General features: G+C 70.3%; 24 protein-coding genes and 2 tRNA genes. 10 read left to right on the forward strand and 16 right to left on the reverse strand.

Annotation, left to right across the window (positions count from 1 at the left end; all coding sequences use genetic code 11):
• Position 1: 1 nt before the first annotated feature.
• Positions 2-937 carry a complex I NDUFA9 subunit family protein gene (locus QE452_RS15415; RefSeq protein ID WP_309659370.1) on the reverse strand — a complete coding sequence of 312 codons (936 nt, stop codon included), beginning with the start codon at positions 935-937 and terminating at the stop codon, positions 2-4.
• Between the two features lie 102 nt (positions 938-1039).
• Between QE452_RS15415 and QE452_RS15420 the strand changes: the two genes are divergently transcribed.
• Positions 1040-1126: transfer RNA gene (locus QE452_RS15420), tRNA-Leu, on the forward strand.
• Positions 1127-1306: 180 nt separating this feature from the next.
• Here the strand turns inward: QE452_RS15420 and QE452_RS15425 are convergent.
• On the reverse strand, positions 1307-2218 hold the full coding sequence (locus QE452_RS15425; RefSeq protein ID WP_309659369.1) for a hypothetical protein: 912 nt from the start codon (positions 2216-2218) through the stop codon (positions 1307-1309).
• A gap of 102 nt (positions 2219-2320) precedes the next feature.
• On the opposite strand from QE452_RS15425, the gene glsA reads away from it, so the two are divergent.
• Positions 2321-3229: a glutaminase A gene (glsA, locus tag QE452_RS15430; RefSeq protein WP_309659368.1), complete on the forward strand. Its 909-nt coding sequence runs from the start codon at positions 2321-2323 to the stop codon at positions 3227-3229.
• On the opposite strand, the gene QE452_RS15435 is transcribed toward glsA, so the two are convergent.
• The gene (locus QE452_RS15435; RefSeq protein ID WP_309659367.1) at positions 3226-4473 is read right to left on the reverse strand and encodes a DUF2254 domain-containing protein; all 1248 of its coding nucleotides are present in this window, start codon (positions 4471-4473) and stop codon (positions 3226-3228) included. The genes glsA and QE452_RS15435 overlap by 4 nt on opposite strands.
• Positions 4474-4642: 169 nt before the next feature.
• Between QE452_RS15435 and QE452_RS15440 the strand changes: the two genes are divergently transcribed.
• Positions 4643-5650, forward strand: coding sequence for an alpha/beta hydrolase (locus tag QE452_RS15440; protein WP_309659366.1), 1008 nt, complete (start codon positions 4643-4645; stop codon positions 5648-5650).
• 220 nt (positions 5651-5870) lie between these two features.
• Here the strand turns inward: QE452_RS15440 and QE452_RS15445 are convergent, their stop codons facing one another.
• Positions 5871-6596 (reverse strand): arylesterase, encoded by a 726-nt coding sequence (locus QE452_RS15445; RefSeq protein WP_309659365.1) that lies wholly within the window; start codon positions 6594-6596, stop codon positions 5871-5873.
• 52 nt (positions 6597-6648) lie between these two features.
• Between QE452_RS15445 and QE452_RS15450 the strand changes: the two genes are divergently transcribed.
• Both QE452_RS15450 and QE452_RS15455 read left to right on the forward strand, forming a co-directional pair.
• Positions 6649-7323, forward strand: a complete 675-nt coding sequence (locus tag QE452_RS15450; RefSeq protein ID WP_125994812.1) for an ABC transporter ATP-binding protein — start codon at positions 6649-6651, stop codon at positions 7321-7323.
• On the forward strand, positions 7320-9818 hold the full coding sequence (locus QE452_RS15455; RefSeq protein ID WP_309659364.1) for an FtsX-like permease family protein: 2499 nt from the start codon (positions 7320-7322) through the stop codon (positions 9816-9818). Before QE452_RS15450 ends, QE452_RS15455 begins: the two co-directional genes overlap by 4 nt.
• Here the strand turns inward: QE452_RS15455 and QE452_RS15460 are convergent.
• The 7 genes from QE452_RS15460 to QE452_RS15490 form a co-directional block, all read right to left on the reverse strand.
• A complete protein-coding gene (locus QE452_RS15460; protein WP_309659363.1) occupies positions 9813-10481 on the reverse strand; it encodes a GAF domain-containing protein in 669 nt (222 codons plus the stop codon). The genes QE452_RS15455 and QE452_RS15460 overlap by 6 nt on opposite strands.
• A gap of 61 nt (positions 10482-10542) precedes the next feature.
• The gene (locus QE452_RS15465; RefSeq protein WP_309659362.1) at positions 10543-11085 is read right to left on the reverse strand and encodes a GNAT family N-acetyltransferase; all 543 of its coding nucleotides are present in this window, start codon (positions 11083-11085) and stop codon (positions 10543-10545) included.
• Positions 11086-11092: 7 nt separating this feature from the next.
• Entirely contained in the window at positions 11093-12058 is a 966-nt protein-coding gene (locus QE452_RS15470) for a phytoene/squalene synthase family protein (RefSeq protein ID WP_405052807.1), read from the reverse strand.
• Positions 12059-12063: 5 nt separating this feature from the next.
• Positions 12064-12645 (reverse strand): TIGR00730 family Rossman fold protein, encoded by a 582-nt coding sequence (locus tag QE452_RS15475; protein WP_309659360.1) that lies wholly within the window; start codon positions 12643-12645, stop codon positions 12064-12066.
• A 42-nt stretch (positions 12646-12687) separates the two neighbouring features.
• The gene (locus QE452_RS15480) at positions 12688-14160 is read right to left on the reverse strand and encodes a phytoene desaturase (RefSeq protein WP_309659359.1); all 1473 of its coding nucleotides are present in this window, start codon (positions 14158-14160) and stop codon (positions 12688-12690) included.
• Positions 14157-15326 (reverse strand): lycopene beta-cyclase CrtY, encoded by a 1170-nt coding sequence (gene crtY / locus QE452_RS15485; protein WP_309659358.1) that lies wholly within the window; start codon positions 15324-15326, stop codon positions 14157-14159. Before crtY ends, QE452_RS15480 begins: the two co-directional genes overlap by 4 nt.
• A 121-nt stretch (positions 15327-15447) precedes the next feature.
• On the reverse strand, positions 15448-15678 hold the full coding sequence (locus QE452_RS15490; RefSeq protein WP_309659357.1) for a hypothetical protein: 231 nt from the start codon (positions 15676-15678) through the stop codon (positions 15448-15450).
• A 120-nt stretch (positions 15679-15798) separates the two neighbouring features.
• Between QE452_RS15490 and QE452_RS15495 the strand changes: the two genes are divergently transcribed.
• Together QE452_RS15495 and zwf are read left to right on the forward strand one after the other, a co-directional pair.
• Positions 15799-17613, forward strand: coding sequence for an ABC transporter ATP-binding protein/permease (locus QE452_RS15495; protein ID WP_309659356.1), 1815 nt, complete (start codon positions 15799-15801; stop codon positions 17611-17613).
• Between the two features lie 64 nt (positions 17614-17677).
• Positions 17678-19177: a glucose-6-phosphate dehydrogenase gene (gene zwf, locus QE452_RS15500; protein ID WP_309659355.1), complete on the forward strand. Its 1500-nt coding sequence runs from the start codon at positions 17678-17680 to the stop codon at positions 19175-19177.
• 117 nt (positions 19178-19294) lie between these two features.
• Here the strand turns inward: zwf and QE452_RS15505 are convergent, their stop codons facing one another.
• Genes QE452_RS15505 through QE452_RS15520 form a run of 4 tightly spaced genes read right to left on the reverse strand, consistent with a single transcriptional unit; the run spans position 19295 to position 22408 of the window.
• The gene (locus QE452_RS15505; RefSeq protein ID WP_309659354.1) at positions 19295-19474 is read right to left on the reverse strand and encodes a Trm112 family protein; all 180 of its coding nucleotides are present in this window, start codon (positions 19472-19474) and stop codon (positions 19295-19297) included.
• A 21-nt stretch (positions 19475-19495) separates the two neighbouring features.
• Positions 19496-20107, reverse strand: a complete 612-nt coding sequence (locus tag QE452_RS15510; protein WP_309659353.1) for an LON peptidase substrate-binding domain-containing protein — start codon at positions 20105-20107, stop codon at positions 19496-19498.
• Positions 20104-20997, reverse strand: a complete 894-nt coding sequence (locus tag QE452_RS15515) for a tetratricopeptide repeat protein (protein WP_309659429.1) — start codon at positions 20995-20997, stop codon at positions 20104-20106. The genes QE452_RS15510 and QE452_RS15515 overlap by 4 nt, the downstream gene beginning before the upstream one ends.
• Positions 20998-21028: 31 nt before the next feature.
• Positions 21029-22408, reverse strand: coding sequence for a DNA polymerase Y family protein (locus QE452_RS15520; RefSeq protein ID WP_309659352.1), 1380 nt, complete (start codon positions 22406-22408; stop codon positions 21029-21031).
• A gap of 211 nt (positions 22409-22619) precedes the next feature.
• Between QE452_RS15520 and QE452_RS15525 the strand changes: the two genes are divergently transcribed.
• Positions 22620-22694, forward strand: a tRNA-Gly gene (locus QE452_RS15525).
• A 242-nt stretch (positions 22695-22936) separates the two neighbouring features.
• Here QE452_RS15525 and QE452_RS15530 read toward each other — a convergent pair.
• The gene (locus QE452_RS15530; RefSeq protein WP_309659351.1) at positions 22937-23653 is read right to left on the reverse strand and encodes a S24 family peptidase; all 717 of its coding nucleotides are present in this window, start codon (positions 23651-23653) and stop codon (positions 22937-22939) included.
• A 142-nt stretch (positions 23654-23795) separates the two neighbouring features.
• Here QE452_RS15530 and QE452_RS15535 point away from each other — a divergent pair, with 142 nt between their 5' ends.
• Positions 23796-24038 carry a hypothetical protein gene (locus tag QE452_RS15535; protein ID WP_309659350.1) on the forward strand — a complete coding sequence of 81 codons (243 nt, stop codon included), beginning with the start codon at positions 23796-23798 and terminating at the stop codon, positions 24036-24038.
• A 42-nt stretch (positions 24039-24080) separates the two neighbouring features.
• Positions 24081-24371: a hypothetical protein gene (locus tag QE452_RS15540; protein ID WP_309659349.1), complete on the forward strand. Its 291-nt coding sequence runs from the start codon at positions 24081-24083 to the stop codon at positions 24369-24371.
• The last annotated feature ends 73 nt before the right edge of the window (positions 24372-24444 follow it).

Here is a 24444-nt window from a genome sequence, read left to right on the forward strand (position 1 = left end):
TTCAGGCGGCCTGCTCGCGCGAGCGACGGCCGAACCGGCCCTGCTTGCGGAAGCGGACCAGCCATTCCGGCGCGACCGCCGCCATCGGCGTCGCCGTCACGCCCAGCGCCGACAGGCCGTCCGCGCCCTGGCCGACGACATTGTCGCGGCCCAGCATCTGCCACTGGTCGGTGGTGATCGGCGTGCCCGGCAGCTTGGCGAGCAGCGCGCCCAGCGAATCGGGCAGATCGAGGAAATGCGGCGACCGGTCGATCTCGTTGGCGATCCAGCGCAGCAATTCCTTCATGCTCAGCACGTCGGGGCCGCCCAGTTCATAGCTATGGCCGCCGAACCGGCCCGGCTCCTGCACCGCCGCCAGCACCGCAGCGCCGACATCGCCCGCGAAGACCGGCTGGAAACGGGTGCCGCCGCGCAGCACCGGCACGACCGGCGCCTTCTCGATCATCCCGGCGAATCGGTTCACGAAGGCGTCCTCGCGCCCGAACACGATCGAGGGGCGGAGGATGGTGGCATTGGGGAACGCCGCGCGCACCGCCGCCTCGCCCTGCCCCTTGGACCGGCCATAGGCGGAGGCCGCATTCGCATCGGCCCCGATCGCCGAGACATGGACCAGCGCCTCGACGCCCGCGCGGGCGGCCGATTCGGCGACGGTGCGCGCGCCGTCGACATGGGCGCGCTGGAAATCGCCGTTCAGCACGCCGACCAGGTTCACCACCGCGTCGGCCCCCTGCACCGCGCGCAGGATCGTGTCGGGGCGGCCGACATCGGCGGCCACCAACTGCATCTGGCCGATCGCGGCCAGGGGTTTGAGATGCCAGGCCTGGCGGGGGTCGCGTTGCGCCACGCGAATGCGCGCGCCTGCGTGCAACAGGGCCTGGGCGGCGTAGCGGCCGACAAAGCCTCCGCCGCCGATCAGCGTCACCAGCTTGTTCTTCATGAGCATGTCGTCCGTTGTCGGATGGGATAAAATGCCTTTGCCCAGCGAAAGGGTTGTTGACAAGGCCGAGTCCCCGCCCCTAAAGGCGCCTCACTACCCCGTGCCCAGATGGCGGAATTGGTAGACGCACCAGCTTCAGGTGCTGGCGATCGCAAGGTCGTGGAGGTTCGAGTCCTCTTCTGGGCACCACTATCGGTCAAAGTCGGGCAAATGCCCACTTTGACCGCCAGTCTTGCGGCAGGGCCGCTCTTCCTCACATCGCTGGAACATCTTGGCGGATGCGCTCGTGCATTGCCGCAACATGTCCTGCCCGGCGCCGACATCATGACGCGGCCCATCCTCGTCGAACGATGATGGTCCTACCGCGCCTCAAGGCACCCGGCCGAATCGCATCCGTTCGGTCAGGTCGAGAATGACGATTCCGTCCCACAGTGACGCGTTGCCCAGCACGCCCTCGGTCCGCATCGGCCAGTCGGCGAAGGATTCGGGCGCATCCGGATTGGTGAAGACCGTGATCGGACCCAGTTCCCCCTCCCCCAGCATCACCGGCGCGGCGGCCGGTGCGCCTGCCAGCGTGAACGGCTGGCCCCACGCTAGCCCCGTGATCGCGGCCGGCGCGGCGTCGGTGGTCGCGCGGCCGGTCAGCCGTTTCCACACCGCCAGGTCGACATGCAGCGGTATTGCGCTGGAGCCGGTGTCGAAGACGATCGTGTCGCTGGCGAAGCCGCCGCTGCGGATCGGCACGAAGAATTTGCCCCCGCGCAGCATCGCGCGAACATAGGTGGCTCTGGCGAGTACGGGCGGCAGGTCGGCTTCGTCGAACAGGCAAAAGCGGCGCCCCGGATAGTCGATCACCGCGATCCGGCCGAAGAGCGCCGGCAGGCCGAGCGTGCCGCGCAGATCGGCGTCCGCCGCCATATCGGCATTCACATAGACCAGCGGCCGGTCGATCGGATGCCCCGCCACCGCGAAGCGGGTGGCGCGAAAGCTGTCGGCCCCCGCTTTCGCCCAGCCGGCGGTGACGGGATAGCCGCCATAGAGGCTGGTGACGTTCGCACCCGTATCGAGCTGCATCGGCAGCGTCCGGCCATTCACCGTTACCGGCACGCTGATCCCGCCGCGCTCCGATCCGCTGTCATTGGGCAACCAGCGGAAGGACACGCATTCGGACCGTCCCGCCAGGCTGGCCGAAGCCTGGGCGAGCGACGGCGGCGCGGCGGGCGCAGGGGCCGGTGCGATAGCGAGGGCGAAGTTGGCCAGAACCATGGTCAGGACGCGCATGGCGCATCCTAGACCGGTTTCCGATCGCGCCAAGTGGGTATGACGCGTTGCGAATCCACCGGATTGTCGGACCCGCGCCCGGCACCGCTCGTTCGGTCGGGCATGGACCTGCAACAGACGCTCGACGCCATCGCCGCCGAGATCACCCGCGACGCCACCGCCATCGAGGCCGCCGCCGACGCCAAGGACGACAGCCTGACGCCCGGCCCGTTCGGCATCGCCGTCGCCACCGCCGACCGGGTGGTGACGGCGGGCGCGGCGGATACGCCCTTCCCGATCCAGAGCATCTCCAAGGTGCTGGCGCTGGACCTGGCGCTGCGCTCGCGCGGCGACCAGGTGTTCGAACGCGTCGGTCGCGAGCCGTCGGGCGATCCGTTCAACTCGCTGATCGACCTGGAACGCACTTGCGGCCTGCCGCGCAATCCCTTCATCAATGCCGGTGCGCTGGTCGTGGTCGACATGCTGGTGACGGACCATGGCCGCTGCGATTCGGTCGTCGATCTGGTGGCCGAGACGCTGGGGACCGACAACGTGCCGCTCGATGACGCGGTGCTGACCGAGGGCGGCGACCTCAACCGCGCGATGCTGAGCTTCATGCGGCATCATGGCAATCTGGAGGCCGAGAACGACCGGGTGATGGAGGCCTATGCCCGGCAATGCGCGATCCGCGTCGATTGCGCGGGTCTGGCGCGCACCGGGCTGTTCCTGGCCCGCACCCGCATAGCTCCCGACGATGCCGCCGAGGCGGAACGGGCGCGACGGATGCGGACGGTGCTGGCGCTGATGATGACCTGCGGCCATTATGACGGTTCGGGCGATTTCGCGGTCCGGGTCGGCCTGCCCTCGAAGAGCGGGGTCGGCGGCGGCATCCTGGCGATCGCGCCGGAGCGGGCGGCGATCGCGGTCTGGTCGCCCAATCTCGACCAACATGGCAATTCGATCCTGGGCGTGCGCGCGCTGGAGATGCTGGCGGCGCGGACCGGTTGGTCGGTGTTCGGCCCGTCGTTTTAGGCGGGCCACCACCGGGCATAGGCCTGGCGGAAGGTCGCCAGGTCCATCGGATCGGTGAGCGTCTCGGCCACCCGCGCGGCATGGCGGCGGGCCCAGTGCGTGACCGCGGCCTGCGCGCCCGGCAGATTGGCATGGAGCGCCGCCAGCGTGCCGGTCAGCCGCACCGCCACCTCCACCTCCTGCCCGCCCTCGCGCAGGATCGGCCCGAAGGCATCGGTGAGCATGTCGTCCATCGCCGGCCGGCCGATATGCACGGCACACCGAACCTCGGCGTCATGATGCGCGCCGGCTGCGTCCGGCCGCAGCATCAGGAAGACGCGGAGCAGGGCGTTGAGCACCTCGATCCCCGTCCCCGGATCGTTGGTCGCCGGGGCCAGCGCGCGGCTGGCGATCTCGGAAAGGGCGATCAAGCCCAGTCGGGGGTCCTGGTCGAAGCTGCGATGCCGTTCGATGCTGAAGGTCGCGATCAGCGCCGCCGCCCGCTGGTCGTCGACCATGCCCTCGACCCGGAGGAGCGGCCGGGCCGGATGCACCATCGTCCCCGGCAGCACGACGACATGGACGGTCAGGCCGTGGCGCTCCGCCAGATGGCCGAGCGCCGCCATGTCGATATGGGTGACATAGCCGGTGCGCGTGCCGGTGACGGCCACGGCATGGGCCGGCACCGGCACCGCCGGCCTGCCGCCCTGATGCGGTCGGGCGGCATGGTCGCGCATCGCCCGCGTCGCCGCATCCTCCACCCGGTCGATCACGTCCGCCATCCGGCCGAAGGCGGTGATATGGCCGATCCAGCGCAGCAAAGTCGCGACCACCAGCAGGATGATCAGCACCGTCGCCGCGAACAGGATGATGCGTCCGTCATGGCCATAGGCGCTGGTGTTCAACCCGACGATGCCGACCATCGCGAACACGAACGCGCCGAGAAAGGTCGACAGCGCGTTCTGCGAGGTCGGGTCGCTGATCATCAGCTGAGTCGCGCGCGGGGTGGCGAGCTGGGTGGCGGAGGAATAGGCGCTGACCATCGCGGTCAGCGAAAAGGTCGTCACCGCCAACATGCTGGACGCCATGATCTGCAGGATGGTGCCGACCGACCGCTGCCCGATCTCCGCGTCGAAGCGATAGGGGAGATAGGGCGTGATCGCCCCGGCCAGGATGGCCAGCATCACGCTGAGCAGGCTGATCAGCCCGGCGCGAAACCAGATGCGACGGACGATCCGACGCAGGATCCAGCTCCATTGCGGCATCCAACCTGTCCCCTTTACCGATGTGGAGGGGACAACCCCCACCCCCGCCCCTGGTTGCCGCGCGGCTTGCGCCGACCGGTGCCGCAACGCCGCCGGATCATTGAACCCCAGGGCCGCCCGGTCGGTTGTGCGGAGAATGCAAGACGGACGACACACAGCCACGAAGACGATGACCACCGACGATCTGGAGATCGCCTATGCGGATCATGGCGATCCCGGCGCACCGGTCGTGCTGCTGCTGCATGGCTGGCCCGACGATGCCTCGACCTGGGACGAGGTGATCCCGGCGCTGACGGCGGCGGGGCTGCGCGCCATCGTGCCGAGCCTGCGCGGCTTCGGCGCGACTCGGTTCCGCAACCGCACCGCGCCGCGCACCGGCGACAGCGCGATCTTGGCGCTCGACGCGATCGCGCTGCTCGACCGGCTCGGCATCGGGCGATTCATGGTCGCCGGCCATGACTGGGGATCGAACATCGCCGAGGCGCTGGCGGTCGGCTGGCCCGAGCGGGTGCAGCGCATGGCGATGCTCAGCACGCCGCCGCGCCTGGGCGGCATGGCGACGCCGCCCTTCGAACAGGCGCAGCGGCAATGGTATCACTGGTTCATGGCGACCGCGCGCGGCGCACGGGCGGTGCGCGACGACCCCAAGGGGTTCGCGCATATCCACTGGACCAACTGGTCGCCGCCCGGCTGGTTCGACGAAGCGTTGTTCGAGCGGGTGTCGCGCGCCTTCGACAATCCGGACTGGGTGGCGGTGACGCTGCACAGCTATCGTGCGCGCTGGGACGAGGCCGATCCCGACCCGCGCGGCCGCTGGCTGGCGGAGGCGGTGAAGGCGACCGCGACGCTGGCGCTGCCGACGCTCTATATCCAGGGCGACCGCGACGGGGTGAATCCGCCCTCCGCGTCGAAGGATGTCCGGGCGAAGTTCCGTGGCCCCTTCGCCAAGGTGCATCTGGCGGGCGTCGGCCATTTCCCGCAGCGCGAGGACCCGGCCGCGGTCGCGCGGCATCTGGTGCGGCTGTTCACTGGCGATCCCGCCACCCTGTCGCCGCTGCCATCGCCCGTGGCCCCTGCCGAGCCGGCCATGCCGTCCCGGCCCGCGGTGCTGGCGACCACCGCCCTGGTCGCCGCCGCCGCGATCGGCGTCGCGGTCTATCGCGACAGGCGCAATTGAACCGGACCCGCCCGGCCTTGAGTCATCAGGGCCGGCGGGGACGGGCGAAATTGCTCAGGAGCACGCCGGACAGCAACAGCACCGCCGCGCCGACTTCATACCACATGGCGCCCAGCGCATCGAACATGTCGATTGATCCTCATGCGGCCTTGTGCCGCACCGCAGCATACACGGGCTTGGTTACCAAACAATGGCGGTCCCGCAGCCGGGCCGATTTGGCTCACCGATCGTCGCGCGGCAGCTCCGCGAGCCGGCGTTCGACCAGGGGCGCGAGCCGATCGGCGATCCGCTCCACCCCTTGTGCATTGGGGTGGACGCCGTCGGGCAGCATCAGCGCCCGATTGCCGATCACGCCCTGGAGGATGAAGGGATCGAGCAGCGCGTCATGCCGGCGGGCGAGATCGGGGAAGATCGCGTTGAACCGCCCGGCGAAATCCGGCCCCAGATTGGGCGGGGCGAGCATCCCCGTCAGCACCACCGGGATATGGCGGCGATCGAGGTCGGCCAGCATCGCCTCCAGATTGGCGCGCGTCTCCGCCGGGGATACCTGGCGCAGCACGTCGTTGCCGCCCAGACCCAGCAGCACCAGGTCGGGCCGACGCTCCAGCCGGTCGAGCGTATAGGCCAGCCGCCGCCGCCCGCCGGCCGTGGTGTCGCCCGACACGCCGGCATTGACGATGGTCGCATCGACCCCCGCCCCGCGCAGTCGCGTCTGGAGCGCATCGGGCAGGCTCTGCCCGCGCGCCAGGCCATAGCCGGCATAGAGGCTGTCGCCGAACGCCAGCACCAGCCGCTTAGGCCCGGTGACCGGGACCGACTTGACGGGAGTCGCGGCGGGTATCGGCGACGTGGCGGCGCTGGCCGTGTTCGCCTGGACCGCCGGATCGCCCTGACCATTTTGACCATTGCACGCCGCCAGCAGCGCCATGGCTTGGATCGGGACCACCGCCCGCCCATAATGCCGGTATGATTTTGTCATTCTTGCCTTTGGCGTCCTGATGTCGGCTCCGGATATGGTGATCCGCGCCCGCGATGTAAGGCTGGTGCTGGGCGGTGCGGAGCCGGTCGAGATCCTGCGCGGCATCGACCTGGAGGTGCGCGCGGGCGAGAGCGTCGCGCTGCTCGGTGCGTCGGGATCGGGCAAGTCGTCGCTGATGGCGGTGCTGTCCGGGCTGGAGCGCGCGACCGGCGGGCAGGTGCTGGTGAACGGGCAGGATTTCGGCACGCTGGACGAGGACCGGCTGGCGGTGGCGCGGCGCGGCCGGATCGGCATCGTCCTGCAGGCCTTCCACCTGCTGCCGACGATGACCGCGCACGAGAATGTCGCCGTGCCGATGGAGCTGGCGGGCCTTCCCGACGCGCAGGCGCGGGCCGAGGCGGAACTGGCGGCGGTCGGCCTGGCGCACCGGCTGGACCATTATCCGTCGCAACTGTCCGGCGGCGAGCAGCAGCGCGTGGCGATCGCCCGTGCCCTGGCCCCTGCCCCCAGCATCGTCTTCGCCGACGAGCCGACCGGCAATCTGGACGGCGCGACCGGACGGCGGATCATCGACCTGCTGTTCGAGCGCCAGCGGGCGAGCGGCGCCAGCCTGGTCATCATCACCCATGACCCGGCGCTGGGCCAGCGCTGCGACCGGACGCTGGAAATGGTCGACGGGCGGCTGGTCGCATGAGCACATGGCCGCTGGCCTGGCGGCTGGCCCGTCGCGAATTGTCGGCGCGGTTCCGGGGGTTGCGGCTGCTGCTGGTCTGCCTGGTGCTGGGCGTCGGCGCGCTGGCGGCGATCGGCAGCCTCTCCGCCGCCATCGCCGACGAACTGGGTGCGCGCGGGCGCGAGCTGCTGGGCGGCGATGTCGAACTCTCGGTCTCGCAACGCACCGCCGACCCGGCGGAACGCGCGGCGATGCAGGCGATGGGCACCGTGTCGGAGACGATCCGGATGCAGTCGATGGCGGTCGCCGCCGCCGATCGCACCGCACCCGTCCAGTTGAAGGCGGTGGACGCGGCCTATCCGCTCTATGGCCGGCTGACGCTGGCGGACGGGCGGAGCGTGCGTGCGCCCGGCCCCGACACCGCCTGGATCGCGCCGGCGCTGGCCGACCGGCTGCGGATCGGGCGCGGCGCGACGCTGCAGCTGGGCAGCGCGTCGTTCCGCGTCGGTGGCGTGCTGGCCGAGGAGCCGGACCGGCTGAGCGAGGGCTTCACGCTCGGACCGGTGGTGATGGTGTCGCGTGCCGGGCTGGACCGTACCGGACTGGTGCAGCCGGGCAGCCTCTACGACACGCGCTACCGGGTCGCGCTGGCCGGGCGCGACCCCGCCGCCGCGCTCCGGGCCTTTGAGCGCCGCTTCCCCGCCGCCGGCTGGGAGACGCGCACCCGCGACCGCGCCTCGCCGGGAGCCAGCCGCTTCGTGCTGCGGATGGGCGAGTTCCTGACCCTGGTCGGGCTGGCGGCGCTGGTGATCGCCGGGATCGGTGTCGGCAACGGCGTCTCCTCCTATCTCGACCAGCGCCGCCAGAGCATCGCCATGCTCAAGGTGCTGGGCGCGACCAGCCGCCTGGTGACGCGCATCTACCTGCTCCAGATTCTGGCGGTGTCGGTCGTCGGCATCGCCCTGGGTCTGGTGATCGGCTGGCTGGCGGTGCCGCTGATCGGGCATCTGGCCGGTGCGGTGCTGCCGGTCGCGCCGGGCTGGGCGGTGCAGCCGCTGCCCCTGGTGCTGGCCGCCGCCTATGGCCTGCTGATCGCGCTGGCCTTTTGCGCGCCCGCCCTGGTCGCGGCGGGCCGGGTACCGGCCGCGACCTTGCTGCGCGGCGTGACGGGCGCGGGCCGGGCGATCCCGCGCCGGGCCGCCGGCTGGATGGCGCTGGCCGGGGCGGCGATCGTCGCGCTGGCCCTGTCGACCAGCGAGCGGCCGGGCTTCGCCGCCGGCTTCCTGGGTGCGGCGGCGGGTACGCTGCTGCTGCTGACCGGTATCGGCTGGGCAATCCGGGCGCTGGCCGCCCGGCTGCCGCGCCCGCGCCAGCCCCTGTTGCGGCTGGCGCTAGGCGGGTTGCACCGGCCGGGCGCGCGCACCGTCGCGCTGGTCGTGGCGCTCGGCCTGGGGCTGACCCTGTTCGTGCTGCTGGCGACGATCCGCACCAGCCTGGACGGCAATATCCGCCGCACCATCCCCGATCGCGCCCCCGCCCTGTTCGCGCTCGACGTGCCGCCCGAGCAGGAGGCGCTGTTCCGCGCCACCGTCCGCCATGCCGCGCCCGGCGCGACCATCGCCACCGTGCCGCTGATGCGCGGCACCATCACCGGCTATGGCCGGACGCGCGTCGCCGATCTGAAGACGATTCCCGAGGCGGCCTGGGCGCTGCGCGGCGAGCGCGGCCTGACCTTCGCTGCCGCCCTGCCGCCCGGCAGCGAACTGACCGCCGGGCGCTGGTGGAATGCGGCGGAGGGGCGGCGGCCGCTGGTGTCGGTCGACGAACGCCTGGCCAAGGCGCTGGACCTGCATATCGGCGATCCCCTGACCATCTCGGTGCTGGGGCTGGAGCGTACCGCCAGGATCGCCTCGTTCCGGCGGATCGCCTGGGACACGCTGGGCTTCAACTTCGTGTTGGTCTTCTCGCCCGGCGCGCTGGCCGATGTGCCGCACAATCTGGCGGCGACGATCGACATGCCCCGCGCCCGCGTCCCCGCCGTCACCGCCGCGCTGCTGCCGCGCTTCCCCTCCACCTCGGTGATCGAGGTGGGCGGCGTGCTGGCGCAGGTGCAGACCGTGGTGCGCCAGATGGCGACCGCGATCGCGGCCGCCGCCGGGGTGGCAGTGCTCGCCGGCATCGCCGTGCTGGTCGGCGCGATCGCGGCGGCGCGAGCCAGCCGCACCTATGACGCGACGATCCTGAAGGTGCTGGGCGCGACGCGCGGTCAGGTGCTGGCGGTGCAGGCCGCCGAATATGCGATGCTCGCCGCGATCATGAGCCTGGTGGCGCTGGCGCTGGGTACGGCCGGCGGCTGGTATGTCGTGACCCGGCTGTTCGACTTCGCCTGGCTGCCCGACTGGCCCACGGTCGCGGCGACGCTGGCCATCGGAGCGGGGGCGACGGTGGCGATCGGCCTGGCCGGCAGCCTGCCGGTGTTGCGCGCGCGGCCGGCGGCGGCGTTGCGAGCGCTATAGCAGCGCGCGGCGCGTCTCGACCGTGACGATCGCCTGTTCCAGATGGGCGAGCGCCGCCGACGCTTCCACCCGGTCGAGCGCCGCCGAGGCGCGCGCCATCAGGCTCAGCGCCTGGTCCAGCCAGACGCGCTCGTCCACCGTCGCCGGGTCGGCGGGCAGCGTCGCGTCGCGGTGCATGTCGCGCGCCAGTTCGAAGGCGGCGACGGTGCGGCGCGCCAGCCGCTCCAGCAGGTCGCGCTCCTCCGCATCCAGTCCCTCGCGCCGCTCGGTATCGATGACGCACAGCGTGCCGAGCCGCGCGCCGTTCTTCATCGTCAGCGGCACGCCCGCATAGAAGCGGATGCCCCCCTCGCGCGCGACGGCGGGGAAATGGGCGAAGCGGGCGTCGGCGCTGGCATCCGGCACCTCGAACAGCGCATCGCTGCGGATCGCGTGCGCGCAGATCGACTGGTCGATCGGGTCCTCGCGATGGTCGACCCCCTGCGCCGCCTTGAACCATTGCCGCCGGTCGTCGATCAGCGTGATCAGCGCGATCGGGGCGTCCGCCCCGGAGGCCGCCTGGCGGACGATGGCGTCGAACATGGGTTCGCGCGGTGTGTCGAGGAGCCGGTAATCCTCCAGCGTCGCCAGCCGCTCGGCTTCGATCTTCCAGTCCGCTTCCATATTGGCTCGCCCCCAATCGGTCGGTCTTAGCCCCGAATGCGGCGAAACGCCATGATACCGATCAGCCGGCGGTGATCCGCTCGAAGCACAGGATCGCCCGGTCGTGATACCGGGCCTCGCCATGGCGGACATAGCCCAGCACCGTCGCCAGCCGGATCGAGGCGGCGTTGCCCGGATCGATGATGCACTGCGTCCGCGCCATTCCCTGGGCATCGGCCCAGCCGAGCACCGCCGTCATCGCCTCGCGCGCATAGCCCCGGCCATGCCGCTCGGGCGACAGCGTCCACCCCGTCTCCGTCGCGGTCAGCGGCGGGTCGATCGCGCGCTTCGCCTCGATCAGCCCGACCTCGCCCAGCGGCGGCCCGTCCACCGTCTCGCGCACCACCCAGGAGCCGTAGCCGAACGCCGTCCACGTCCCGATCGATCGCAACAGGCGAATCCACACCTCCTCGCGCGGGCGGGGCTGGCCACCGATCCCGGCATAGACGCGGGGGTCGCCCCACATCGCGGCCAGTCCGTCCAGATCGGCCGGACGATGGCCGGTCAGCACCAGCCGGTCGGTGCGGAGCAAGGGGGCGTGGGAGTTGGGCGACGGGTTGCGCATCGGTCGGTCAGCGCGGCCGGGTCCAGAGCGTCGGGTCGCGCGGCACGTCCGCATAGAGGCGCGTGCGCCGCTTCGCCCGGCTCCAGGATCGGGCGATGAAGCCGATCTTCTCCCATTTCGACGTGCCGACCCGCCGGTCCCAGGCCGCCCCGCCGGCGGCCGCGACCTTGCGGGCGATCGCGCCGTAGATGTCCGCCGCCGACAGCACCGCCCAGGCCGATCGAGTCGACAGGGCCGGGGTGCCGCCGCGCGCGCTCGCCTCGAACAGAGCGGCCCGGGTGGCGAGCCGGGTCGCCAGCGCCGCGACGGCGGCCCGGTTCGCCGGGTCGGATAGCGTGCCGGGCGCGATACCGGCCGCGTCCAGCCAGTCCTGCGGCAGGTAGCAGCGGCCGGCGCGGTCGTCCTCCGCCAGGTCGCGCGCGATATTGGCGAGCTGGAACGCCAGCCCCAGGTCGCAGGCCCGGTCGAGCGTCGCGTCGTCCGCCGGGTCGACGCCCATCACCACCGCCATCATGCAGCCGACGACGCCCGCGACATGATAGCAATAGCGATAGAGATCCTCCTCGCTCCGCGGCCGCCACTCCTCGGCATCGAGCGCGAAGCCCGCGACCAGCGCGCGCGGCCAGGCGGGCGGCATCGCCGTCTCCGCCGCGACGACGCGCAGCGCATCGAACGCCGGATCGCCCACCACCTCGCCCGCCAGCGCCGCCTCGGTCTTGGCGGTCAGTTCGGCGAGGCGGGCGGGCGCGTCGGCGACGCGGGTCATGCCATGGCCATGGTCCTGCCCGTCGGCGATATCGTCGCAGGCGCGGCACCAGGCATAGAGCAGCCAGGCCCGCTCGCGCGTGGCGGGATCGAACAGGCGCGACGCGGCGGCGAAGCTCTTCGATCCGCGCGCGATCGACAGCCGCGCCGCCTCGACCAGCGCCTCGCGGTCTTGTGTGCGATCCTGGCCGCGCTCCGGGGGCGGCAGGCCGGTCACAGGTCGGCGGCGTTCATCCGCACGATCGGCTGGGTCGGGCGATGCGCGGCCATCCGCTCCAGCAGCACGTCCAGCGTATCGGCGACGATCAGCAGATCGCGATGCTGCGGGCGCAGGAAGCCTACCTCGCCCATCCGGTCCCAGAACTGGATCAGCGGATCGTAATAGCCGGCGGTGTTAAGCAGCCCGACCGGATCGGCATGATAGCCGAGCTGTGCCCAGGACAGTGCCTCCCACAGTTCGTCCATCGTGCCGGTGCCGCCGGGGATGGTGACGAAGCCGTCGGCCAGGTCGGTGAACGCCTTCTTGCGCTCGTGCATCCCGGGGACGACGTGCAGTTCGGTCAGGTCGCGGTGCGCGACCTCGGCATCGACCAGCGCCTGGGGGATGATGCCGATCACCTCGCCCCCCGCCGCCAGCGCCGCATCGGCCACCGCCCCCATCAGGCCGAGCCGGCCGCCGCCATAGACGACGCCGATGCCGCGTTCGGCGAGCGTCCGGCCGACATCGCGCGCGGCCTCCAGGTACAAGGGATCGGCGGGGGTGGCGGAGCCGCAATAGATGGCGAGGCGTTTCATGCGCTTCGCGCTAGGATATGCGCGCGCGGCCGACAAGCCGGCTCATCCCTCCAGCATCAGCCGCGCCGTCGCCTTGGCGCTGCCGACCACGCCCGGAATCCCCGCGCCCGGATGCGTGCCCGCCCCCACGAAGTACAGGTTGGGGATGGCGTCGTCGCGGTTGTGGACGCGGAAATAGGCGCTCTGCGTCAGCACCGGCTCCAGGCTGAAGGCGCTGCCGAGATGCGCGTTCAGGTCCGTCTCGAAATCGGACGGGGCATAGGAGAATTTGGTGACGATCCGCTCATGGATGTCGGGGATCAGCCGCCGGCCGACCTCGTCCAGGATGCGCTTTTCCAGGATCGGGCCGACCTCCGCCCAGTCGACCGGGAACTTGCCCCGATGCGGCACGGGGGCCAGCGCATAGAAGGTCGAATGCCCCTCCGGCGCCAGCGCCGGGTCGGTGACGGTCGGGTGGTGGAGATAGAGCGAGAAATCCTCGCTCAGCACGCCATGGTCGTAGATGTCGGACAACAGGCCCTTATAGCGCGGGCCGAACAGGATCATGTGGTGCGGGATGCCCGGCCAGCTGCCCTTGATCCCGAAATGCACCACGAACAGCGAGGGCGAATAGCTTTTCCGCTCCAGCCGCGCGCGCGTCCGCTGCGCCGATCGCGAGGTGGACAGCAGGTCGCGATAGGTATGCATGATGTCGCTGTTCGCGGCGACCGCATCCACGTCCATCCGCCAGCCCGATTGGGTGGCCACGCCGGTCGCGCGGTCGCCCAGCGTCTCGATCGCGGTGACCGGGTCGCCCAGGCGCATTGTGCCGCCCAGCCGCTCGAAATGCGCGACCATGCCGGCGACCAGCCGGTTGGTGCCGCCGCGCGCGAACCAGACGCCGCCGTCCCGCTCCAGCTTGTGGATCAGCGCGTAGATGGCGCTGGTCGTCATCGGATTGCCGCCGACCAGCAGCGTGTGGAAGCTCAGCGCCTCGCGCAGCTTCTCCGACTTCACGAAGCCCGACACGATCGAATAGACCGAGCGCCAGGCCTGGTACTTGGCCAATGCCGGCGCCGCCTTGATCATCGACGCGAAGTCGAGGAACGCGACATGGCCCAGCTTCTCATACCCCTCGCGGAACACGCCGGCCGAATATTCCAGGAACTTCTGATAGCCGGCCCAGTCGCCGGGGTGCAGCCGCTCGATCTGCGACCGCAGCAGCGTGTCGTCATTGGTATAGTCGAAATTGGTGCCGTCGGCCCAGTTCAGCCGGTAGAAGGGCGAGACCGGGTCCAGCTGCACGTCGTTGGCCATGCTGTGGCCGGTCAGCTGCCACAGCTCCTCCAGACAGGCCGGGTCGGTGATGACCGTCGGCCCGCCATCGAAGGTGAAGCCGTCGCGCTCCCAGTAATAGGCGCGGCCGCCCGGCTTGTCGCGCGACTCGATGATCGTGGTCTGGATGCCGGCGCTTTGCAGGCGGATGGCAAGCGCCAGTCCGCCGAAACCGGCGCCGATGACGGCGACGTTCTTCATGCGCGTCCTCCGCCGGCCAGCGCGCGGATCGCGCGACCGATCGGCACCGGCGGTTTGCCGACCAGCACCCGGGCCTTGTCGCTCATCGTGGAATGTCCTGCATAAAAGCGGCCGATCAGCCGCGGGTCGAGCCGATAGAAGCGTTCCAGGACGCGGTAGCGTTCCTCCGGTTCCGCAGCGCGGAACAACATACGATCCAGCAAGCGATAAAAGTTCCGCCCGTCCCAGCTGGTCCGCGCCAGGTCATGGGTCAGGGCGTGGAGGCCGAGGCCGGAGAAATCGGTCTGCGCGGCGATCGCGGTGGCGGTGCGCACCGCGTCGGGCAGCGAATAGCCGGTGGTCGGGTGGAACAGCCCGGCGCGCATCCCGACCTTGGCGACGCGGGCGCCGCCCGCCTTCCAATAGGTCTCGAAATCGCCGCCCATCGCCACCGGCAGCACGCCGCGTTCCTGATGGCCGGCATCCTCCACCCCCTGCCAGTCGCGCTGCGTGGCATAGGCGTCGATCCGCCGGGCGACCGAGCGGACGTTCAGCGTCGGCGATTCGCTGTAATAGGTATCCTCGACGAATACCCGCTCGGCATCGAAGGGCAGGCAGTAGAGGAAGCGATAGCCGTCGATCTGCGACACGGTGGCGTCCATCACCATCGGCCGCGCCACGTCATGGCCACCGGGCACGCGCAGCAGCCGGCCGACGAACTTCTGCCAGCCGAGATCGAGCGCCGACACATCGCCCGCGCCGCGCGCGTCGATCACGCCCTTGGCCTCGATCCGGTCGCCATCGGCGAAGACCACCGCCGTGGTCGAGGTCGCCAGCACCTTGCGGTCGAACAGCAGCGCGCGCTCGGGCAGCGCCTTGCGCACCACCTGGTCCAGCCGGGCGCTCTCGATCGAATAATAGGTGGCGGCGATGGTGCGGCGATGCGCGGGGAAGGCGACATCATAGTCGCGCCAGGCATGGCCGATCAGCGGCGTCAGCAGCCAGCGATCGGCATCGGCGATATCGCTGCCGAAAAAGGACCAGACATGGTCGCCGCCAATGCGGTGGTCGGAATCGATCAGTCGGACGTCGAGCGCGGGATGTCGGGCAGCCAGGGCGAGCGCAAGCAGCGACCCGGCAAGCCCGGCCCCGGCGATCGCGACATCGCAGCGAATGGTGGCGGCCATATCCTCCGCCTAGCGCAAGGACGTGGCGCGTGGGAAACCTAAAATCGCATGGCGTGGTCATGCGTCGTCATGGGCAGGCGTCACAAACGGGAACGAAGGCATCGCGACGCCCCGGCCGGTATCAGCCCCGCCGGGCCTTCGCCGCCCCATCCGCGAAACGCACGCCCTCGGCGCGGCAGTCCGCACCGATCACCGGGAAGGGCACATCGCTGTTGCGCGCCAGTTGCTGCACGAGATCGGCCTTGCATTGCGCCATGGTCTCGTACCGGGCGGGAGCGATCCGCGCCTCGCGACAATCGACATTGCCGTCTCCGCAACCCAGGATGGCAACCACGAAATAGAGCGGTGTCATAGGCGTCTCCAGACGAAAGGCAAAACGTCGACGCGCGACGGGATGTTCCGTGGTCACGACCGGTCGATGGGGGACGCAGACGGTTGAACTCCGGCCCCGTCGCGCCGACATCAGCGACTCATGCCCCCATCCGCCCCCACCGCCGGTCCCGAACGGCCGCTATTCCCGACGCTTCGCCGGTTCCTCCCCTATCTCTGGCCCGCCGGCGAACCGGGGCTGCGCCTGCGCATCGTCGCGGCGATGCTGCTCGTGCTGGTGTCGAAGCTCGTGCAGGTGTTCGGTGCCGCCTATACGCTGAAGTTCGCGGTCGACCGCATGGCCTCGGGCGACCGGAGCCTGGCGACGCTCGTGGTGCTGCTGGTCGTCGCCTATGCGGCCTCGCGCTTCGCCACGACCTTGTTCGACAATATGCGCAACGCCGTGTTCGAGCGGGTCGGGCAGGATGCGACGCGCCGGCTGGCGGCCGATGTGTTCCGCCACCTGCACGGCCTGTCGCTGCGCTTCCATTTGGAACGGCGCACCGGCGCGGTCACCAAGGTGGTCGAGCGCGGCACCAAGAGCATCGACACGATGCTCTATTTCCTGCTGTTCAATATCGCGCCGACCGTGCTGGAACTGGCGCTGGTGCTCGGCATCTTCGGGCGCAGCTTCGGCGCGCCGCTGGTCGTCGCGACGATCGCGATGGTCGTGGCCTATATCTGGTTCACGCGGCTGGTCACCGACTGGCGCAACGCGCTGCGCACGCGGATGAACGATCTCGACACCGGCGCGGTCGCCCATGCGGTCGATTCGCTGCTGAATTTCGAGACGGTCAAATATTTCAACGCCGAGGAGCGCGAGGCGCGGCGCTACGAACAGGCGGTCGACGCCTATGCCCGCGCCGCTACCCAGTCGGAAAACTCGCTGGCCTGGCTGAACGTCGGCCAGGCGGCGATTACCAACCTGATGCTCGGCGGCGGCATGGCCTATGTCGCCTGGGGATGGAGCCGGGGGCAGTTTTCCGCCGGCGACGTGGTGTTCGTGTCGACGCTGCTCGCCCAGCTGTTCCGGCCGCTCGACCTGCTCGGCATGGTCTATCGCACCATCCGCCAGGGGGTGATCGACATGGGCGCGATGTTCGACCTGATCGACACGCCCGCCGACGTCACCGACCTGCCCGGCGCGCCGGCCCTGGCGGTGACGCGCGGCCATGTACGGTTCGAGGGGGTGCGCTTCGGCTATGATCCCGAGCGCACCATCCTGGACGGTCTCGACCTCGACGTGCCGGCCGGCACGACGCTGGCGGTGGTGGGGTCGTCCGGCGCGGGCAAGTCGACGCTCGCGCGGCTGCTCTATCGCTTCTACGATGTCGGGGAAGGGCGGATCACGATCGACGGGCAGGACATCGCCCGGGTCACGCAAGGGTCGCTGCGCGCCGCGATCGGCATCGTGCCGCAGGACACGGTGCTGTTCAACGACACGATCGGCTACAACATCGCCTATGGCCGCGAGGGCGCGGGCGACGCCGAAGTGGAGCAGGCGGCGCGCGGCGCGGCGATCGCCGCCTTCATCGAGCGCCAGCCCGATGGCTATGCCACCCGCGTCGGCGAGCGCGGGCTGAAACTGTCCGGCGGCGAGAAGCAGCGCGTGGCGATCGCCCGCACCCTGCTCAAGAACCCGCCGATCCTGATCCTGGACGAGGCGACCAGCGCGCTCGACAGCCGGACCGAGGCCGACATCCTGGCGACGCTGGAGGCGGTGGAGCGTGGTCGCACCACCATCGTCATCGCGCACCGCCTGTCGACGATCGTGTCGGCGGACCGGATCGTCGTGCTGGACGCCGGCCGGGTGGCGGAACAGGGCAGCCATGCCGAGCTGCTGCGCCGCGGCGGCCTCTATGCGGAGATGTGGTCGCGCCAGGCGGCGGAGCGCGACGCAGCGCTGGCGGCGGCCTGATAAAGCCGGGCACCGTTACGGCTCCGGTTCGTTGTCGCGGGCGAAATGCAGCAAAGAGGTGATCGTGGCCGAACGCGACATGCACGTACCCCCCGCGCCGCCGGTGACGCTGGTGATCTTCGGCGCGACCGGCGACCTGACCCGGCGATTGCTGATGCCGGCGCTGATCAACATGACCCGGCTGGGGCTGGCGGACGACCAGCTCCACATCCTGGGCGTCGGGCTGGACGACATGGACGCGGAAGGGCTGCGCCATGCGCTCGAATCCTTCCAGGCCCCCAGCGGTGGCGAGGGCGCGACCGAGAAGGGCGAGGCGTGGAGCCGCCTGCGGCCGCGAATCGACTATCTGAAGGGCGATTTCACCGCCGATGCCGTCTACCAGACCCTTGCCGAGCGGCTGGGCCCGGACCGCAACGCCGCCTTCTACCTGGCGGTGCCGCCGCGCTTCTTCGGCGATATCGTCGACAAGCTGGCGGAGCACGGCCTGATGGCGGAAAGCGACCGGCGCTTCCGCCGCGTCGCGATCGAAAAGCCGTTCGGCCACGACTTGGACAGCGCCCGCGCGCTCAACGCCCGCATCCTGAAGCAGGTGGCCGAGCGGCAGGTCTATCGGATCGACCATTTCCTGGGCAAGGAGACGGTGCAGAACATCCTGACGTTGCGCTTCGCCAACACGATGATCGAGCGGCTGTGGAACAGCGACGCGATCGACCATGTCCAGATCACCGCCGCCGAGACGGTGGATGTCGGCACGCGCGGCGGCTTCTACGACCCGACCGGCGCGCTGCGCGACATGGTGCCCAACCATCTGTTCCAGCTGCTCGCGATGGTGGCGATGGAGCCGCCCAATAGCTTCGACGCGGAGGCGATCCGCGACGAGAAGGGCAAGGCGTTGCGGGCGGTGCGCGTCTATGACGCCGACGAGGCGCGGGCCAATGGCGTGCGCGGGCAATATGCGGACGGCGTGGTCGCCGGCCATCCGGTCGCCGCCTATCGCGGTGCCGAGGGCGTCGCGCCGGACAGCCGGACCGAGACCTTCGTCGCGCTGAAGCTGATGGTCGATACCTGGCGCTGGGCGGGCGTGCCCTTCTACCTGCGCACCGGCAAGGCGATGGCGGTGCGCGATACCGAGGTGGTGGTGGTGTTCAAGCCAGTGCCGCTGATGCAGTTCGCCGCCGCGCGCGGGGCCAAGCTGCCGTCCAACCAGCTGGTGATCCAGATCCAGCCGGACGAGGGGATGAGCATGGAGATGGTCATCAAGCGCCCCGGCCTGGAGGTGGCGACCGCGCCGGTCAGCCTGGACTTCCATTATGCCGACCGTTTTCGCATCGCCGCGCTGACCGGTTACGAGACATTGCTCTACGACCTGTTCACCGGCGACCAGACGCTGTTCCAGCGCGCCGATGCGATCGAGGCGGGATGGGCGGCGGTGCAGCCCTTCCTCGACCTATGGGCCAAGGGCGAGCCGGAATCCTATGCGGCGGGTGGCACCGGGCCGGATTCGTCCGACGCGTTGATGCGCCGGGACGGACGGGCATGGCATGCGCTGGCGACGAAACAGTGATCCGGTGCGCGTAACGGCGCGGGGAGGCCGGGATGTCGTGTCCGGGGTGAGCGTCCTGCCTGCCCTATGACCGGCAGGGACATCGGTCCCCGCGCCGTTCGCGCCTTCGCGCGCGCCTCACCCGGCCGGATCGAGCCGTCGCGCTTCCTCAACCAGCATCACCGGCACGCCGTCGCGGATCGGATAGGCCAGCCCCGCCGCAGCCGATACCAGTTCCTGCGCGTCCGCGTCATAGACCAGCGGCTGGCGCGTCGCCGGGCAGACCAGCCGTTCCAGCAGCCAGGGATCGATCGTCATACGTTGTTCCCCCCTCGTCGCTCACTGAAGCGTCACCCGGTCCTCGCCGCCATAGCGGCCGAAGAACTGCATCAACTGGATGATCAGTTCGGCGCGCTGCTCGATCCCCTCCGCCTCCAGCAGCGCCTGCTTGGCGGCGACGTCGAAGGGCGCGATCTGGGCGATGCCGTTGACCAGGCTGGCATCGTCCAGCCGCGCCACCGCATCCCAATCCACCTGATAGCCCGCCGCCTCGGCATAGCGCTTCGACTCGACCTCCAGGCTGGCGCGGCGGCCGATCGACAGGTCGTCCGGCTCGGGCGGGGCGATCAGCTCCGCCTCCACCTGGCGGAAGGCGGTCGACACGGTCAGCTCGCGCCGCACCCGGAACAGCGACAGGCCCTCCAGCACCAGATTGTACCGCCCATCGTCCAGCGCCTCCACCTCGGCGATCTTGCCGACGCAGCCGACCGCGTACAGGTCAGGCGTCTCCCCCTCGCCGCTCGGCTGGATCATGCCGATCCGCCGGTCGCGCGCCATCGCATCCGACACCAGCGCCCGGTAGCGCGGCTCGAAGATATGGAGCGGCAGATGCATCTCCGGAAAGAGCAGCGCCCCCGCCAGCGGGAAGATCGACAGGCGAACGCCCGTCATCCGAACAGGATCGCGGACAGGCGGCGGCGCTGTTGCGACACCCAGGGGTCCATCAGGCCGACCACCTCGAACAGCTTGAGCAGCTGCTGGCGCGCCGCGCCGTCATTCCACTCGCGATCGGCCGCGACGATGAAGAGCAGGTTGTCGGCCGCGCCGTTGCGGTCGCCCGCCGCCATCTGCGCATTGGCCAGCGCGAACCGCTTCTCATGATCGTCCGGGTTGTTCTGCACCTCGGTCGCCAGGCCGGCGAAATCCTCGACCGGCTGCGCGGTCTGCGCCAGGGCCAGCGCGGCACGGGCCCGCTCGATCCCAGCATCCTTCAGGTCGGCGGGCAGCGCATCGATCGCCGCCTGCGCCTCGTCGGTCAGCCCGGCGGCGAGCAGCGCGCGGATATGGCCGGACAGCACCGCCGGATTGTCGGGCGCCAAGTCGACCAGCTGCTGGAAGATCGACAGCGCGCGCTCCGCATCGCCCTCGGCCAGCGCCTCCTCGCCCATCGCGACCAGCGGCTCCAGCTCGGCGGCGGCGTCGCCCGCCTCGGACTGGATCGGCAGCTGGCGGAGCAGCTGGTCGAGCGTGGTGCGCAACGCGCTTTCGGTGCGGGCGCTGGTCAGGTCGGCGACCAGCTGGCCTTGGAACATCGCATAGACGGTCGGGATCGAGCGGATTTGGAATTGCGCGGCGATGAACTGGTTCTTGTCGGTATCGACCTTGGCCAGCACCACGCCCTTGTCGGCATAATCGGCCGCCACCTTCTCCAGCACCGGGGCCAGCGCCTTGCAGGGTCCACACCATTCCGCCCAGAAATCGATGATCACGAGCTTCGTCATCGACGGCTCGACCACGTCGGTGCGGAATGCGGTCACCGCTTCCTTGTCGGCAGGCGTCATTCCCAGGCTGGCCAAATCACTGCTCCCACTGTCACTGGCCCGCTATCTGGGGCGGCGCGCGCCGTAATGGAAGGCCCGTCCCGCGAACAGGTCCCCGCAGGCGGACCGGCCATGCACAGGCCATCGCGCCGCCGCGCCCGCGCGACGGATGGACCGGCGTCGACCGCGCCGCCTCCTCGCCACCCCCCGGGTCGGAGGGCCGTGATGGCCCGAAGAGCGGGATCGGCGCGGCGGGCGGTTCGGATGCGGCGACGACGCCCGCTGCCGCATCGGCGGCAAACAGGCCCAGTTGCGACTGCGCCGCCAACGGCTTGCGCGACGACCGACGCACCGGCGCGGCCCGTTCGGGTCGAACCGCCGCCCCGCCCTCCAGCGCCAGCCGCCCCGTGCCGATCGGCGCGGCGCGCACCACGCATACCCGGACCAGATCGCAGCCGCCCGCCGCCGCCAGCTGGTCCCCCAGCGTCCCCCATCGCGCGGCCATTTCCCGCAGCACCGGGGCGACGGCCTGGGACGGTTCGGGCAGGTCCACCCGCATGGCCAAGCGGCGGCCATCGCGGGTGAACAGCGCCGCCTCCCAGCACCATCCGCCCTCGCCATCCGCGATCAGCGCCTCGACCAGCTGGGCCAGCGCCGATTCGACCGCCGCCAGCACCGGCTTGGCCTGCACGATCGGCTGGTCCGGCGTCCGCTCGACCTGCCGGCCGGACGGCGGCGGCAGGGGCGGCAGCGGAACCCGCCGGTCGGTCAGCCCCCGCACGGCCTCCTGTACCGAGCGGCCGAATTGCGCCGCCTCGGGCCGCGTCGCCACGTCGCCCACGGTGCGCAGCCCCGCCGCGAGCAGGGCCTCCGTCTCCTCCGCCTCCAATTCCAGCGCCGCGACCGGCAACCGCCGTACCGCGCCCGCCTCGTCGGGCGCCGGTCCCCCGGCGAAGCGCGCCAATGCCCGCGCCACCGCCGGGGTGCCGCCGGCAGCGTGACGCACCACCATCCCCCGCCGCGCCATCCGCGCCTCGATATCGGCGACGAGCGCGGCGTCCGTCTCCGGCGCGCCGGATAGGTCGAGCGTCAGTCCGTCAGCGGGATCGAGCCGCACCTGCGGCGTATAGCGGGTGAAGCCGTCCGCCAGCCGCTCCAGCCAGTCGCAATCGCCATGGGGATCGGCGACCACCGTAATGAGTCCGGGCGCCGCCGCCCGCGCCGCCGCCGCCAGGTCCCCGACCGCCAGCCCCGCCCGCCGCGCCGCCGGATCGACCATCGACACCCGTTCCGTGCCGCCGATTGTCTCGGTCAATGCGACCGGCGCGTCGGCCTGATCGGTAAATAGATGCGGCCGCGTCTCCCGCAGTCGCTCGAAGGGCAGCATCGGAAAGACCAGCGCCAGGAAGCGCCGCGCCGACCCGCCGCTCACCGGCCGCGCTCCGCCCAGGGCCGGGAAGCGGCGAGCGATGGCCCGGCTGGAGCTACCGGCAGGACGGGTGAGTCGCGCATGGACGTTCTTCTATTGTTCTGAACACCATCCGCCAAGCTGCAACTTTTTTGAAATTAACGCTTGCGCGATTCCGGACCCACCGCTAGGAGCGCCGCACACCCACCGACCACCCGGTCGGACGGACGCCAGAGCGGGCGTAGCTCAGGGGTAGAGCACAACCTTGCCAAGGTTGGGGTCGAGGGTTCGAATCCCTTCGCCCGCTCCAGTTTTCCATAAAATCGTGCAGCAAGAGCGGTCCTTCGGGGCCGCTTTTTGCGTTTCGGTTGACCCGAAGACGTGGTGTAGCACATGCCGACATTGTGTCGGCGATGACGGCCGGGAAGGCGATCCGGCTATCGTCCTTCGCCCGGCAGCCCCCCTCCTCGCCAGCATCGGCCCCTCATACGACCGATCATCGGCCATGATCGAAGCGAACGCCGCCGCTCCGGCCGGCGACTCCCTACGCGGTCAGAAGGTCACCAGCTCGTCCCAGGGGATGATGCGGTGCAGATGCGCGACCGCCGAGCGCGGCACGCGGAAGGTGCAGGCCGGGTTGAACTGCTCGAACTCGTAATAGGAGGCGCTCTGGCGGACCAGCCGCTTGGCGATGACGGTGAAGATTCGCTCGCCATCGCCGTCCGGGCGGCGCATCTGCGCGACCACATAGTCGCCGGTGCTGGGCGGGCGATTGGGGTCGACATAGCCCAGTTCCCCCGGCTCGTAGCGCGGCGCCATGGAGACGCCGCGGAAATACAGGGCATAGATGTCGCGCTTGTGATCGAGCGTCAGCGGACGCCGGGCATAGTCGATCACATCGTCCATCTGCATCTCCATCGCCTCGACCTGGACCGGCTCGTCCGAGTCGGGAAGCCGGATGTCCGAACAGAGCGCCGTCCCCACGATCGGCACGTCGCGCGGCCGGTCCGGCCCGCGGAGCGCGAGGAAGGGTCGGCGATCGGGCCGCTCCTGCTCGGCGGCGCGCTGGCCCGCTTCGAACTCGGCGAAGGTCACGCCGATCGCGGCCAGCAGCTTCTCGACGGTATCATGCTGCGCCGCGCCGCGACGGCGGATGTCGCTCAGCACGTTGCGGTTGAGATTGGCGCGGACGGTCCAGGCATTGGCCGACAGGCCGACCGGCTTGATGGCCATCAGCCGGTCGTAGAGCGTCAGGGGATCAGCAGGCATGATGTCAGCACTAGCTTGCATCACTTAAGCCGTCACCGCCAAAATGAACCGATTTTCGCTTTTTGATGTCAGCGTTTGCTGATATACGGTCGTACCTTGCTGACAGCCGGCCATAAGCCGACCTTGCCGAAGGAGCGACAGGATGACCCCGATCATGGATGCGGAGGTGGCGATGGCCGCTTCCGCCGACGCAGTCGATTGCACCGGGGACGATCCGTCCTGGGTCGAGGCGGTCGGCACCAATCATGCCGATCGCTGCATGGCGACGGAGGGGTGCCGGAACCTGCTCCGCGCCCAGCTCGAAACCGGTGCGCACTGGATCCGCGATCCCGATCAGCTCGCCGCCGCGCGCGCCAGCGTGGGGCTGTCGCACGATCCAGTATAGAACAAAACAAGTACGAATATCCGGCTGTGAAGGAGTGAGATCATGGCAACCGCCCTACCGTCGAGTGCGCCCGGCGCGGCCCCGCCGCCGCCGCGCATGGCCACCAAGGATCTGCTGACGCTGATCTGCACGATCATCGCGGCCGCCGCCGTGCTGGCCGGCGCGATCCGGGGCGACGGCCAGCGTGAACAGCGGCTGCAACAGGTCGAGACCCAGGTCCGCCAGCTGGAACAGCGCGAGGATCGCCGCCAGGACCTGCTCAACGCCATCGACGTCCGCACCGCGCGGATCGAGGCGACCTTGCAGATGATGACCAGGGGCGCGGGCAAATGAGCCAGATCCCGGCACTGCTGGTCGTGGCGTGCCTCGCCCTGCACGCCCAGCCCGCCCTGCGCCTGGTCGTCGC

Source organism: Sphingomonas sp. SORGH_AS_0438 (genome assembly GCF_031453475.1).
Taxonomy (GTDB): Bacteria; Pseudomonadota; Alphaproteobacteria; order Sphingomonadales; family Sphingomonadaceae; genus Sphingomonas.

Coding starts and splice junctions, on each gene's coding strand:
- QE452_RS15465 (WP_309659362.1), bottom strand. CDS start 11,085: ATGCGCAACCCGTCGCCCAACTCCCACGCCCCCTTGCTCCGCACCGAC.
- QE452_RS15480 (WP_309659359.1), bottom strand. CDS start 14,160: ATGAAGAACGTCGCCGTCATCGGCGCCGGTTTCGGCGGACTGGCGCTT.
- QE452_RS15425 (WP_309659369.1), bottom strand. CDS start 2,218: ATGCGCGTCCTGACCATGGTTCTGGCCAACTTCGCCCTCGCTATCGCA.
- QE452_RS15515 (WP_309659429.1), bottom strand. CDS start 20,997: ATGACGCCTGCCGACAAGGAAGCGGTGACCGCATTCCGCACCGACGTG.
- QE452_RS15475 (WP_309659360.1), bottom strand. CDS start 12,645: ATGAAACGCCTCGCCATCTATTGCGGCTCCGCCACCCCCGCCGATCCC.
- QE452_RS15540 (WP_309659349.1), top strand. CDS start 24,081: ATGGCAACCGCCCTACCGTCGAGTGCGCCCGGCGCGGCCCCGCCGCCG.
- QE452_RS15535 (WP_309659350.1), top strand. CDS start 23,796: ATGACCCCGATCATGGATGCGGAGGTGGCGATGGCCGCTTCCGCCGAC.
- QE452_RS15510 (WP_309659353.1), bottom strand. CDS start 20,107: ATGACGGGCGTTCGCCTGTCGATCTTCCCGCTGGCGGGGGCGCTGCTC.
- QE452_RS15435 (WP_309659367.1), bottom strand. CDS start 4,473: ATGCCGCAATGGAGCTGGATCCTGCGTCGGATCGTCCGTCGCATCTGG.
- QE452_RS15455 (WP_309659364.1), top strand. CDS start 7,320: ATGAGCACATGGCCGCTGGCCTGGCGGCTGGCCCGTCGCGAATTGTCG.
- QE452_RS15460 (WP_309659363.1), bottom strand. CDS start 10,481: ATGGAAGCGGACTGGAAGATCGAAGCCGAGCGGCTGGCGACGCTGGAG.
- glsA (WP_309659368.1), top strand. CDS start 2,321: ATGGACCTGCAACAGACGCTCGACGCCATCGCCGCCGAGATCACCCGC.
- QE452_RS15415 (WP_309659370.1), bottom strand. CDS start 937: ATGAAGAACAAGCTGGTGACGCTGATCGGCGGCGGAGGCTTTGTCGGC.
- QE452_RS15505 (WP_309659354.1), bottom strand. CDS start 19,474: ATGACGATCGATCCCTGGCTGCTGGAACGGCTGGTCTGCCCGGCGACG.
- QE452_RS15490 (WP_309659357.1), bottom strand. CDS start 15,678: ATGACACCGCTCTATTTCGTGGTTGCCATCCTGGGTTGCGGAGACGGC.
- QE452_RS15530 (WP_309659351.1), bottom strand. CDS start 23,653: ATGCCTGCTGATCCCCTGACGCTCTACGACCGGCTGATGGCCATCAAG.
- QE452_RS15450 (WP_125994812.1), top strand. CDS start 6,649: ATGTCGGCTCCGGATATGGTGATCCGCGCCCGCGATGTAAGGCTGGTG.
- QE452_RS15495 (WP_309659356.1), top strand. CDS start 15,799: ATGCCCCCATCCGCCCCCACCGCCGGTCCCGAACGGCCGCTATTCCCG.
- QE452_RS15440 (WP_309659366.1), top strand. CDS start 4,643: ATGACCACCGACGATCTGGAGATCGCCTATGCGGATCATGGCGATCCC.
- crtY (WP_309659358.1), bottom strand. CDS start 15,326: ATGGCCGCCACCATTCGCTGCGATGTCGCGATCGCCGGGGCCGGGCTT.